Raw genomic sequence first — 12,313 nt, 5'->3', positions numbered from 1 at the left:
CAATTACTCCTTGCTGAATGGCCAGACCGCCGCCGGAATCATTACCTCACCGGTAAAAATGGCACGCGCGCTGCGCAGCAGACCGCAGCCCGCCAGCGGGTTATCGCCCACGCGCTGCAGCAGCACGCTGAATTCGCCGCTGAGGTGTTCTACACTCAGGCGCTGTTGGGGTTGCTGGCTGGTGCGCGCCAGTCCGTCGGCGACGCTGCCGGGGATCAGGCAGGCGCTAGCGACGCTCACCGCACCAAGCACGCCAATCGAGGCGTGGCAGCGGTGCGGAATAAAGGTGCGAGAGCTGATTGCGCCGCCGTGGCGCGCTTCGGCCAACAGCGTGACTTTGGGCACCGTACGCTGGCTGACATCACCCAGATTCATACGCGGCCCGGCCTGCAGGCGAATCGACTCCAGCCGCTGCTTGAGCTCACTGTCGTTATCTAACTCGTCGCGGCTTTCATAGCCGCTGCGATTGACATCCGCCGCACGCACCAGGATGACCGGCATGCCGTTGTCGATGCAGGTGACGTCGATGCCATCAAAACGATCGCGCGACTGACCGGTCGGCAGCAGCGCGCCGCAGCTCGAACCGGCAATACCTTTGAAGGTGAGGGTGATCTCGCTTGCGCTGCCTGGCACGCCGTCAATGCGTAGATCGCCGTCATAGTCGACTTCACCGTCAGGGGTGGCGAACGCCGCCTCGGCAATCTGCCCGGTGTTTTGCATAAAAATGCGCACCCTGGTGCGTTCACGGCCCGCCGCGACCAAGCCGCGCTCAACGGCAAAAGGCCCCACCGCGGCGAGAATGTTGCCGCAGTTTTGCCCGTAATCGACGCTGGGACGGTCAACATTAACCTGGGCAAACAGATAATCGACATCGGCATCGTCACGGCTGGACGCGCTGACGATCGCCACTTTGCTGGTGAGCGGATCGGCGCCACCTAAGCCATCGATCTGACGAATATCGGGCGATCCCATCACCGCCAACAGCACTTGGTCACGCGCCGTGGGATCGGCTGGCAGATCCTGGGCCAGAAAGCAGGCGGCTTTTGAAGTGCCGCCGCGCATCAACAAGCAGGGAATGCGACGCTGGCGCATGGTTTACTCCTCCAGTTGCTTAAGCGTGTCGAGATAGCGCAGGCCTTTCTCCGCCAGGCGCGGGCGCATCTGGTAAATATCCAGCCCCAGTTCACCGTCTGCCAGGCGGGCACGTTTGCTCTCCTCCAGCGCTTCACGCTGACGCGCTTTTTCTGCCACGCTGGCGGCGTCACTGCGCGGCACCACCACCACGCCGTCGTCATCGGCCACGATAACGTCACCAGGCCAGACCAGCTGTCCAGCGCACACGAGCGGGACATTGACCGAACCGAGCGTCTCTTTTACGGTGCCCTGCGCATATACCGCACGCGACCAGACGGCGAACCCCATTGCGCGCAATGTGCGGCTATCGCGCACCCCCACATCCGCCACTAGCCCGCGTACACCGCGCGACTGCAGTGAGGTCGCTAGCAGGTCGCCGAAGAATCCATCGCTGCACGGCGACGTCGGCGCGACCACCAGCACATCGCCCGGCTGACACATTTCTACCGCCACGTGGAACATCCAGTTATCGCCTGGCGCCACCAGCACGGTGATCGCGCTGCCCGCAATGCCACAATCTTGCTGAATCGGGCGAATGGCGGGATCCAGCAAGCCTGTGCGCCCCTGCGCTTCATGCACGGTGGCGACACCTGAACGGGCCAGCGCATCGATATCCGCGCGATCCGCGCGGGCAATATGTCGCACCGCGACACCTTTTTTAGCGATGAGGCTCATGCCAGATCCTCCGTTACGCGCGGGAAGATGCTTTGATAGCCTTCGCCATAAACGATATCGCGCTGGCTGGTGATCCCGACGTTACGCTTGGCCTGCACGCCGCGCTGCTGTGCCACGCGCGTGTAGTATTCCCAAAGATGTTCCTGCCCGGCCATGCACTGAATTGCCTGATATTTCTTGTCCCACACCGAGGTGATATCCAGCAGCACATCCGGCTTCCAGTTGCACTGCTCAGGCTGGTGCGGTTCGAAGCAGTAAACCGGCGGCGCAGCGACGATTTTTTCGCCCGGACGGTAGCCCTCAGCCTGGGCGATAATGCGCGCTTCCTGCGCCAGATGGGTGGCCATAGGGTGATCGTAGTTATAGGGATCCTGTAGCGAGTGGGTCAGAACAAAGTGCGGCTGCACCCGGCGATAGACGTCGGCGAGGCGGAACAGGGTTTCTTTATCGGCACGCAGCGGATAATCGCCGAGATCAAAAAATTCGATGCTGGCACCCAGGATCTCGGCGGCCGCCTGCGCCTCGCTGCGGCGGGCGGCTTTCACTTTCGCCTCGCTCATCTCCCCTTTACGCCACAGTTTGGCTGATTCACCGCGCTCGCCAAATGAGAGACACACGACGTGGACGTCATAGCCCTGCGCATGATGAAGAGCGATGGCGCCGCCGGCGCGCCAGACGAAATCCGCTGAGTGAGCGCTGACCACCAGCGCGGTTTTATTGGGGGTGTTGTTAGTCATGGCATACTCCTCCGCTGTTTTTTCCATGCTGTCATTGCCAACGCAGTGGCGATAATTCATTTAATTGCAGTGGGTATGCGTTTTATTTATATTGCGACATCGATCGCTGGCGAAAATGGACAGGTAAAGATGGCGGAAAAGGGCACGCAGGAGCTAACAAATCTGATGCAAATCAGAGCATTTAGTCAGGTGGTTGCACAAGGCAGTGTCTCACGTGCGGCAGATGAATTATTTCGCACCCAGTCAGCCATCACCCGCGCCATTCGCGATCTGGAACTCACGTTAGGTGTCACGCTGTTTGAACGTCACGCGGGTGGCATGATGCTGACAGACTTCGGTAAATGTGTGCTGCCGCGCGCGCTGCGGGCGATTGAGGAGTTGCATCAGGTGCCGCAGCGGCTGGCAAAATTGCAGGGACGCGGTGCGCAGCGCAGCGATGCGGAACCGCTGTGGCTGTTTAACGTGCGTCGGCTGCAAATTTTTATCACCCTGTGTCAGACACGGCATATGCAGACGGTGGCGGCGCGTCTCGGACTTAGCCAGCCGGCGGTGAGCGCGGCGCTGCGCGTGCTGGAAAACGGCGCGGGCATCGCGCTACTGGAGCGTACGCCGCACGGCATGATGCCTTCGCTGGCCGGACGTGAAATTGAAGCAAACGTGCGGCGTGCACTGAATGAACTGCGCCATATTCCGGCCGATATTGCCGCCCGCAGCGGGATACTTGAGGGAACCGTACGCGTTGGCGCGCTGCCGCTGGGACGCACGCGCATTTTGCCGCAGGCGATCGTGATGCTGACAGCGCGTTATCCGGGCGTACGTGTGGTGACCAGTGAAAGCGCCTTTGGCGTGCTGGCCTCGGAAATGCGCTCGGGTGATATCGATTTTATCTTTGGCGCGCTGCGCCGCGATGAAGACGCACTGGACGTCACGCGCGAAATGCTGTTCTCCGAACGTATGGTGTTGTTGGCGCGTCACGATCATCCGCTGGTAGGACGTGATCTTTCCACTGATGATTTGCGTGCTGCGCGTTGGGTGCTGCCGCGTTCGGCCACGCCGGCGCGCTATCTGCTGAATAATAGCTTTCAGGCGATGGGCATCCCAGCACCTGACCCAGTGGTGGAAACCGGCGATTTGGCGTTGGTGCGCGGCTTGCTGATGCAGTCGGATATGCTGGCGGCGGTCTCTGCCCATCAGTTGGAAGTGGAACTGGCGTCCGGCGCGCTGGTGGCGCTGCCGGTGCCGTTACCGGATACCGATCGCGCCATCGGGTTGACGGTGCGTGCGGGCTGTCTGCACTCACCGGCAGCGGATGCGCTGATCCGCTGCCTGCGTGAAGTGTGCGGCCAGGATGAATAATCAGCCGACGCGCGCCGCTTCCATCAACGCATAGCGGTATCCGCGAATACCGTAGCCGCAAATAACCCCTTGTGCGACGTCGGAAAGATAGGAGTGGTGACGAAAGGGCTCACGTTTATGCACGTTAGTGATGTGCACTTCCCAGAGCGGCAGCGCCACACCGGTGACAGCGTCACGTATCGCGACGGAGGTGTGCGTCCACGCCGCCGGGTTGATCACCAGCGCCAGCGCCTCTAGCCGTGCCTGCTGAATCCACTCGATCATTTCCCCTTCGTGGTTGGTCTGACGAAACTCAATTGCCACGCCCAGCTCTTCCGCCGTTGCGCGACACAGCGCTTCGACGCTTTGCAGCGTGTCGGCACCGTAGGTTTCGGGTTCGCGGGTGCCCAGCAAATTGAGGTTCGGGCCGTTCAGTACATAGATGGTTCTCATGGTGACTCCTGTAATTCAGTAAAACCAAACAGCCGCTTAGGGGTGTGCCAAAGCACCTGACGGCGGCTTTTTTCATCGGGGATCAGCTGTTCTATCAGCAGCAGTTGCGTGCCCATATCCATGCGTTCAGTGGCGCGCAGGAACGGCCAATCCGATCCCCATAGGCAGTTTTCCGCGCCGAAAGCGTCCAGCAATGCCAGCAGGTAAGGATGACCATCGCTGAAGGGATAGGGCTGCCGGGAGAATTTCGCCAGCCCGGAAAGCTTCACGCTGGTGCGCTGCTGGCCGGCCAGCGACAGCAGCGCCTGAAAGGCCGGTTGCGCTACGCCCGCGCTGACGTCTGGCCGACCGGAGTGATCGATCAGCAAACGCGTGCGGGTGCGTGACAGCAGCGGCATCAGCGCCAGCAGCTGGTTGTTCTGCACCTGAATTTGAGCAAACAGATCCAATTCCGCCAACCTGCCCATCAGGGCATCCAGCTGCATAAACGGCTCGGTGCCCAGCATCGCCACGTTCAGCGCAATCCCGACGATGCCCTGATCCTTCAGGCTGGCGAGGGTGTCGCTATCGACATCACGCGGCGTGACGGCAATCCCCTTAAAACGTCCCTCACCGCGCTTAATGGTATCCAGCAGGCAGCGGTTGTCGGTGTTATATCCCGATGTTGGCCCAACAATCAGCGAGTGGCGGATGTTGTACGCTTGCATCACAGCGCGGTAGTAATCGGGCGTCGCCAGTTCGTGTCCGTCCGGGTTATAGGCGCTCTCGGGCGCCCAGGGGAATCTTTGGGGATCGAAAACGTGGTGATGGCAGTCGATAACCGGTTGCGTAATCATCAGTCAGCTTTCCCTGCAACAGAGTAGAGCACCTGCTGATTGCGCGTCTGCTGGAACTGTTCCAGCGTTTCACCACGCATCGCCGAGTAAATATGCAGGTTAGACACCCCCACCACCGCACCCAGCTTTTCCAGCAGGAAGAAACTGACGCCATAGTGGATCATGCCGCGCCAATCGAGCTGGGTAATCAGCGTTTGCTCCTCAGCGGTCAGCCCGGCTTCCTGATACAGCGCCTGCGGGGCTTCACGGAATCGCTTACGCCACTCTGGCTGAATCATGCGGTGCAGGAAGCGGTTGATGCGCAGGGCTTTCAAGCTGCGAGCCTGGGTGAACGGATAGGTGCCGGGCAGCTTTTCCACACCGCTGAGTTGCAGGTTGATCTTATCGCGCTGGCGCTGATGTACATCAACCGGTGCTTCGCGTGACTGATTTTCGAGGATCAGCGTGGCGATACCGGTCATTGAAGGCAGATAGTAATCCTGATGCAGCTTCTCAACGTTTGCCGACAGCGCCCCGCGCATGATCAACCACATAATCACTTCCGCGCCTTCAAGGCCGCCCAGCGTGGCGTATTCAGCCAGCGTCATTTCGGTCAGGCGTTCAGGATCGTTGATCAGCAAATCGATAAACTGCGCATCCCATTCCGGATTGTTGAAGCCGCAACGCTCGCCGTGCACCTGATGTGAGACGCCACCGGTTGCCACTACGGCAACCTTCAAATCTTCCGGGAAACTTTCCACCGCGCGTTTCAGCGCCTGGCCCAGCTTATAGCAGCGACGCGCCGTCGGGATCGGGAACTGCAAAACGCCTACCGCCAGCGGAACGACCTGCATCGGCCAGCCGCCTTGCCACGGCGCCAGCGCCGACAGCGGTGAAAACAGGCCGTGATCCAGCGCTTTGTCCTGGAAGAATGACATATCGAACTCATCCGCCATCAGGCTGGCACCAATATGTTGTGACAGCGCCGCATGACCTTTTACTGGCGGCAGATCGCGTGGGCCGCCGCCTTCATCCGCCACGGCATATTCGTCATCAATGCCCAGCACAAACGCCGAGTAGTGATCAAAAAAGAAGGAGGTGACGTGATCGTTAAACACATACAGCAGCACGTCCGGTTTCTTCTCCTCCAGCCAGCGCTGCATTGGCGCAAAGCCATCGAAAATCGGTGCCCAGGCACCTTCCTGCTGCTTGTTGTGATCAACCGCAAAGCCAATAGTGGGTGTATGAGAAACCGCCAAACCGCCTATGATTTTAGCCATAATTTTTTGACCTCTACTTCATCGATTATTGAGGGTACGCGACAGGGACGGCAGGTCATTAAGGTCGATGCCTTTAACCTGACGGGCCACCTGTGCAGGTTGATGTCGGGTGATGGAAAGTGCCGCCAAAACGGCCGGAAGCGACAAAACGATAAAAATGGCTGTTTGCCCGGGGAAAACGCCGAGCAGCACGCCGCCCAGTGAAGAGCTGATAATGGCGCCGCTGCGACCAATGCCGTGCATCCAGCACACGCCCGTGGCGCGCATTTCGGTGGGATAAAAGGCCGGGGAAAAGGCCTGCAAGCCGGTTTGCGCACCGTTAATGCAGACACCTGCGAGGAACACTAACAGTGCCAGCACCGTCGGGCCAAAGCTCCAGATGCCCTGGGAAACCAGGCAGAAGCTGCCGAGCAGATAGAACAGGGCGATGACGTATTTCGCCTTAAAACGGTCCATTAGCCCACCGACCATCAGGCCGCCAAAGGTGCCGCCCAACTGAAATAAACCGGCAACAATTGCCGCACGCTCCAGCGTCACGCCGCCAGAACGCAGGATGGTCGGCAGCCAGCCGTTAAGCAGGTAGATGACGAACAGCCCCATGAAGTAAGTCAGCCACAACACCAGCGTACCGCCGGCATAGCCGCGGCTAAACAGCTGCAGCACCTGCGCTTTTTTCGGGATGATCGGCGCCTTGAGCACAAAGGCGGTGCCGGCGGAGAACTCGCCGCCGAGACGTTTGAGCACCGCGGCAATCTTGTCACGACTGACCTTGCGTACCACCATATACATTGCCGACTCCGGCAGTAGCCACAGCAGCAGCGGTAACATGAGCAACGGCAGCAGACCACCCAAACCCAGCACTGATTGCCAGCCAAAGTGCGGCAGCATGCCAGCGGCAATAAATCCGCCCAGCCCGGAACCAATATTAAAACCGCTGTACATTACGGTGATCATCAGGCTGCGGCGGCGCTCTGGCATATATTCTGACACCAGCGTGACGCAGTTGGGCATGACCGCACCAAGACCAAGACCGGTGAGAAAACGTAACGCGCCCATTTCCAGCGGCGTGCGGGCGAAGGCGCTCATCAGGCTGAAGCAGGCAAACACGGCAATCGACAGCAGCAGCACGCGCTTACGGCCAAATTTGTCGGACCACGGACCGGCGATCAACGCACCAATCGCCACGCCGAACATGGCCGCTCCGAGAATCGGGCCCATTTCCGCGTGGCTAATGCCCCAGTCCTCAATCAGCGCGGGCGCAATAAAGCCCATGGCTGCCGCGTCGTAGCCATCAAACATGATGATGATGAAACACAGGCCGAGGGTCAGCCACTGGTATCCGGTGATTGGGCGGGCGTCGATCCAGCCTTTTACATCGATAATGTCGTGATTGCTCATAGGATACGCTCTGATTTTTTTATTAATGACGTTATCGGGTTGAGATTCTTTTTATGCCCTGACGCATGCCGGGGGCATCACTTTAACCCGATTGCAGGGGTGAATTTTATAGTTTTTAGCTGTTAAAACAGCTTGTTGCATGTTTTTTTGATCTCGCTTCCATAACCAAATTAGGGATGGCGTGCGGCTTTGTCTGCCATAAAATGGTTATGAAGGTATGAGTTTTGTTTATTTGGTGAGCTGTGTCGGAAAATTGAGAAAGCGTATGGAGGTTGAGGAATAACGCGTGTTGGGCAGGGCAGTAGTCGTATTGAGAGCAGGTTGAAGGGCAGAAAAAAGGGGATTTTTAACCGAGAGGACGAAGGGGGAAAGCAGCGGAGAGCAGGTGCGTCGCTCTCCGCCAGTGGTTTTACATGCGTTCGACGGTTTTAATGCCCAGCGTGTCCAGACCTTGCTTCAGCGTTTTCGCGGTTAACGCGGCAAGCTGCAGGCGGCTCTGACGGATGGTTTCGTCCTCGGCGGAGAGAATTGGGCAGTGTTCGTAGAAGCCAGAGAACTGGCCAGCCAGCTCGTACAGGTAAGCACACATCACATGTGGCGTACCGTCGCGCGCGACCTGGGTAATCACTTCTTCGAACTGCAGCAGACGCGTTGCCAGCTGCGCTTCGCGCTCTTCGGTCAGCACGATGTCGCCGCTCAGGCTATCGGCATCAATGCCGGCTTTGCGGAATACGGACAGAACACGCGTGTAGGCGTATTGCATGTAAGGCGCAGTGTTGCCCTCGAATGCCAGCATGTTGTCCCAGTCGAAGATGTAATCGGTGGTGCGGCTTTTTGACAGGTCAGCGTATTTCACCGCGCCGATACCCACTACTTCAGACAGATCTTTCAGCTCTTGCGCTGACATCTCTGGATTCTTATCGCTCACCAGGGTATGCGCACGTTCAACCGCTTCGTCCAGCAAATCGGCGAGGCGAATGGTGCCGCCGCTACGGGTTTTAAACGGACGACCATCTTTGCCCAGCATCATGCCAAACGCGTGATGCTCAAGCGGGACAGATTCTGGCACGTATCCGGCTTTACGTACGATGGTCCACGCCTGTTGCAAATGCTGATGCTGACGTGAATCGATGTAATAGAGCACGCGATCGGCATGCAGGGTCTCGAAACGGTATTTAGCGCAGGCGATGTCGGTGGTGGTGTAGAGATAGCCGCCATCTTTCTTCTGAATGATCACGCCCATTGGTTCACCTTCCTTGTTTTTAAACTCATCAAGGAAAACGACCGTGGCGCCCTCGCTGGTCACCGCCAACCCTTTTTCGCGCAGATCGGCCACGATGCCCGGCAGCATGTCGTTGTACAGACTCTCGCCCATCACATCTTTGCGCGTCAGCGTCACATTCAGGCGGTCATACACCAGCTGGTTCTGGCTCATGGTGATATCGACCAGCTTCTTCCACATGCTGCGGCAATATTCATCGCCACCTTGCAGCTTAACCACGTAATTACGCGCGCGCTCAGCAAAGGCTTCGTCGGCATCGTAGGTCACTTTGGCTTCGCGGTAGAAGGCTTCCAGGTCAGCCAATGCAATCTCTTCGTGATGTTCGTTCTGCTGCTTTTCCAGATACGCGATCAGCATGCCGAACTGCGTGCCCCAGTCGCCGACGTGGTTGGCGCGGATGACATTATGGCCGAGGAACTCCAGCGTGCGCACCGCGGCATCACCAATGATGGTGGAGCGGACGTGGCCCACGTGCATCTGCTTCGCCACATTTGGCGCGGAGTAATCCACCACGATGGTTTGTGGGGCGACAGCGTTCACACCGAGACGCGGCAGTTGCAGCGCCTGTGCGGTTTGCACCGCCAGCCATTCGCGATCGAGGAAGATATTGATAAAACCGGGGCCGGCGATTTCAACTTTGCTGGCGATGCCGGTGAGATCCAGATGCTGAATCACCTGCTCAGCCAGTTGTCGCGGCGCCTGACCCAGTTTTTTCGCCACGGCCATCATACCGTTTGCCTGGTAATCACCGAACTGTACCTTCGCAGACTGACGAACCTGAGGTTCGCAATCGGCAGGCGCGCCCGCCGCAATCATTGCCTGACTGACTTTGTCGGAAAGAAGAGCCTGAATATTCACCGCGTTACCTTCATATGCTGAAAAGGCCCGCCTGTAGGCGGCGAGCCGATGTCGTCATCCCGCAACTGCGCGGCGGGACGGAAAAATAAGAGGGGAAGTATACGTGAAATGTTAAAGTGAGTCAGCTATTCGGTATGCCGTGAAGGGCAACATCGGACCCTTAGCGCCGATTAACGGCGCCGTGGGTGACGACGAGGATTTTTAACGCTTTTGTCTTCACGCACCTTCCAATGGCGGGAAATGGCAAATCCCATAAGTGCAATCAGGACCGCGACAACAATGAGCATAGACATAAGGCCGTTCCTTGTGGTTGTGAAACCCAAATTTATAAGAAAGGGTATCAGGCTGCAATTGTTTGCAACTTAAATAAGAGTTATCTCATTGTATTAACTATTGTCATTAATAACAGTAGTTTAAGTCACTTTCATAAAGTAACTGCTGGATCTGATTTGACGATAAATCCGAAATGAATGGTCTATTTATGCGGTTTTTGAGCTTTTTGATGCTTAAATCGGATGAATCCGACAAATTTGTCAAGCGGAATCAATGGCTAGCAAATTTCATATTGATTAGTAAACCTGAACTGAATTTGAGGTAAGACGTGATGCAGACCCACTTTCCTGTGGAATTGGATGATTTAAAACAAGACCTGACGCGTTTTGAGCACTCTTTAGGGGAATTTGCTGCACGTTTAGGCATTAATTTGGCTGAACATGAAGCCGATCATGTGGCGGTGCGCTGCCACCAGTTTGCCACGGCAGAACGTTGGAAAGCCGGGTTGCTGCAGATCGGCACTCAGTTTTCCGAGGCAATGATCAATGGGCGTCCCATCTGCCTGTTCAAACTGCATCAGCCATTGAATCTGGCGGGCTGGCACATTGATGTGATTGAATTGCCGTGGCCGGGCGAGAAACTGTATCGCCATGAAGGCTGGGAGCACGTGGAGATTGTGCTGCGCGGAGAACCTGAAACGCTCGGTATGCGCGCCATGGCGCTGCTCTCCGATGATGCGCTGACGCAGCCAGGCATCTCGTTCAAAACCAGTGCGCCAAAAGGTGACAACGAGCGCTTGCCCAATCCGACGTTGGCGGTCACGGACGGGCAAACCACCCTCAAATTTCATCCATGGCGACTGGAAGAGATTGTCGCCAGTGAGCAGGCTTAACGGCGTACAGCTACCGCCTTCTGTAAACGCGCGACAGCCTGTTCCAGCGTGGCACGTGTACAGCCAAAGTTGAAACGCACGAAATTATCGTCGCCAAAATCGTGGCCTGGTGAAAAACCGAGGCCGTGCTGCTCGAAGTAGGCGGTTGGACTGGCGACATCCAGTTTGCTGGCGTCGATCCAACCCAGATAGGTCGCTTCCGGTGTGGCCATCTGCAGTTCAGGCAACGTATTCACCTGCGCGATCAGCCAGTCGCGATTGGCGCGCAGATAATCCAACTGCGCCGCCAGCCACTCGTCGCCATCGCGCCACGCCGCTTCGGCCGCCACCAGCGCCAGAATATCAACACCCGGCACAATCCCTTCGCGTACCCGTTTAAAGCGCGCTCTCAATTCCGGGTTAGGAATGATCGCCATCGACGCACCCAATCCGGCAATGTTGAAGGTTTTCGACGGTGACAGCAGCGTGATGCTGCGCTGAGCGGCATCCTCACTTAATGCCGCAAACGGAATGTGTTGCGCACCGGGTGACAACAATAAATCACAGTGGATTTCATCGGAGCAGACGATCAAATCATGCTGTTGCGCAAACGCCAGCTGCGCTTCCAACTCGTCACGACGATAGACCGTGCCGCCTGGATTCTGCGGGTTACACAGCATCAGCAGGCGTTCGTTGCCTTGCATGACGCTGGCGTCAATAGCCAGCACCCAGCGACCGTCCTGTAAACGCAGCGGTAAGTTAACCTGCGCGCGGTCAGCTAATTTTGCGGCGCCACGAAACGGTGGATAAATGGGCGTGGGCGCGACTGTGGACTCGCCAGATTCCGTAAATGCGCGGACCGAAAGATTCAAGCCACACACCACGCCGGGCAGTAACACAATCCAGTCCGGTTCAATATGCCAGTTGTAGCGCTGCGCTAAACGGGAAAGGGTGATATCAATCAATCCCGTTGGCGTCGCGCCATAGCCAAACACACCGTGTTCAGCGCGCTGCTTAATGGCCTCAATCACGCTCGGCGGCGAACGGAAATCGCTGTCTGCCACCCAGAGCGGCAGCACATCGCGATCACCATATTTGTGCCATTTCAAACTATCGCTGTGACGACGGTCTATCCATTGATTAAAATCGAATGCCATAGTGCGAGTTCCACGTAAACTGTCCAATTAAGTAGACTAACTGAA

General features: G+C 57.4%; 12 protein-coding genes. 2 read left to right on the top strand and 10 right to left on the bottom strand.

Annotated features, from left to right (window positions below; translation table 11 throughout):
* Positions 1–3 precede the first annotated feature (3 nt).
* Genes ACRQ84_RS06985 through galB form a run of 3 tightly spaced genes read right to left on the bottom strand, consistent with a single transcriptional unit; the run spans position 4 to position 2,546 of the window.
* Complete coding sequence (locus tag ACRQ84_RS06985) at positions 4–1,092, bottom strand: 4-oxalomesaconate tautomerase (RefSeq protein ID WP_483817576.1); 1,089 nt, start codon at positions 1,090–1,092, stop codon at positions 4–6.
* Positions 1,093–1,095: 3 nt separating this feature from the next.
* The gene (locus ACRQ84_RS06980) at positions 1,096–1,809 is read right to left on the bottom strand and encodes a 4-carboxy-4-hydroxy-2-oxoadipate aldolase/oxaloacetate decarboxylase (protein ID WP_483817575.1); all 714 of its coding nucleotides are present in this window, start codon (positions 1,807–1,809) and stop codon (positions 1,096–1,098) included.
* On the bottom strand, positions 1,806–2,546 hold the full coding sequence (gene galB, locus ACRQ84_RS06975; protein ID WP_483817574.1) for a 4-oxalmesaconate hydratase: 741 nt from the start codon (positions 2,544–2,546) through the stop codon (positions 1,806–1,808). The genes ACRQ84_RS06980 and galB overlap by 4 nt, the downstream gene beginning before the upstream one ends.
* Before the next feature lie 129 nt (positions 2,547–2,675).
* Between galB and ACRQ84_RS06970 the strand changes: the two genes are divergently transcribed.
* Positions 2,676–3,902 (top strand): LysR family transcriptional regulator, encoded by a 1,227-nt coding sequence (locus tag ACRQ84_RS06970; RefSeq protein WP_483817895.1) that lies wholly within the window; start codon positions 2,676–2,678, stop codon positions 3,900–3,902.
* Here ACRQ84_RS06970 and aroQ read toward each other — a convergent pair whose 3' ends face one another.
* The 6 genes from aroQ to ACRQ84_RS06940 form a co-directional block, all read right to left on the bottom strand.
* Complete coding sequence (gene aroQ / locus ACRQ84_RS06965) at positions 3,903–4,334, bottom strand: type II 3-dehydroquinate dehydratase (protein ID WP_483817573.1); 432 nt, start codon at positions 4,332–4,334, stop codon at positions 3,903–3,905.
* Positions 4,331–5,170 carry an amidohydrolase family protein gene (locus tag ACRQ84_RS06960; RefSeq protein WP_483817572.1) on the bottom strand — a complete coding sequence of 280 codons (840 nt, stop codon included), beginning with the start codon at positions 5,168–5,170 and terminating at the stop codon, positions 4,331–4,333. Before ACRQ84_RS06960 ends, aroQ begins: the two co-directional genes overlap by 4 nt.
* Complete coding sequence (locus ACRQ84_RS06955; RefSeq protein ID WP_483817571.1) at positions 5,170–6,429, bottom strand: gallate dioxygenase; 1,260 nt, start codon at positions 6,427–6,429, stop codon at positions 5,170–5,172. The genes ACRQ84_RS06960 and ACRQ84_RS06955 overlap by 1 nt, the downstream gene beginning before the upstream one ends.
* An 18-nt stretch (positions 6,430–6,447) precedes the next feature.
* The gene (locus ACRQ84_RS06950; protein WP_483817570.1) at positions 6,448–7,827 is read right to left on the bottom strand and encodes an MFS transporter; all 1,380 of its coding nucleotides are present in this window, start codon (positions 7,825–7,827) and stop codon (positions 6,448–6,450) included.
* A 409-nt stretch (positions 7,828–8,236) separates the two neighbouring features.
* Positions 8,237–9,967: an arginine--tRNA ligase gene (gene argS / locus ACRQ84_RS06945; protein ID WP_483817569.1), complete on the bottom strand. Its 1,731-nt coding sequence runs from the start codon at positions 9,965–9,967 to the stop codon at positions 8,237–8,239.
* Positions 9,968–10,137: 170 nt separating this feature from the next.
* Positions 10,138–10,260 carry a hypothetical protein gene (locus ACRQ84_RS06940; protein WP_007889544.1) on the bottom strand — a complete coding sequence of 41 codons (123 nt, stop codon included), beginning with the start codon at positions 10,258–10,260 and terminating at the stop codon, positions 10,138–10,140.
* 311 nt (positions 10,261–10,571) lie between these two features.
* On the opposite strand from ACRQ84_RS06940, the gene ACRQ84_RS06935 reads away from it, so the two are divergent.
* Positions 10,572–11,132, top strand: coding sequence for a VOC family protein (locus ACRQ84_RS06935; protein WP_483817568.1), 561 nt, complete (start codon positions 10,572–10,574; stop codon positions 11,130–11,132).
* On the opposite strand, the gene ACRQ84_RS06930 is transcribed toward ACRQ84_RS06935, so the two are convergent.
* Positions 11,129–12,268, bottom strand: coding sequence for a MalY/PatB family protein (locus ACRQ84_RS06930; RefSeq protein WP_483817567.1), 1,140 nt, complete (start codon positions 12,266–12,268; stop codon positions 11,129–11,131). The two genes, ACRQ84_RS06935 and ACRQ84_RS06930, sit on opposite strands and share 4 nt — an antisense overlap.
* Between the last annotated feature and the right edge of the window lie 45 nt (positions 12,269–12,313).

The organism is Pantoea sp. E2023-21 (assembly GCF_051302795.1).
GTDB lineage: Bacteria > Pseudomonadota > Gammaproteobacteria > Enterobacterales > Enterobacteriaceae > Pantoea > Pantoea ludwigii_A.
Note: the sequence above shows the minus strand (reverse complement) of the source record. Positions and strands in the feature narration are given on the sequence as shown.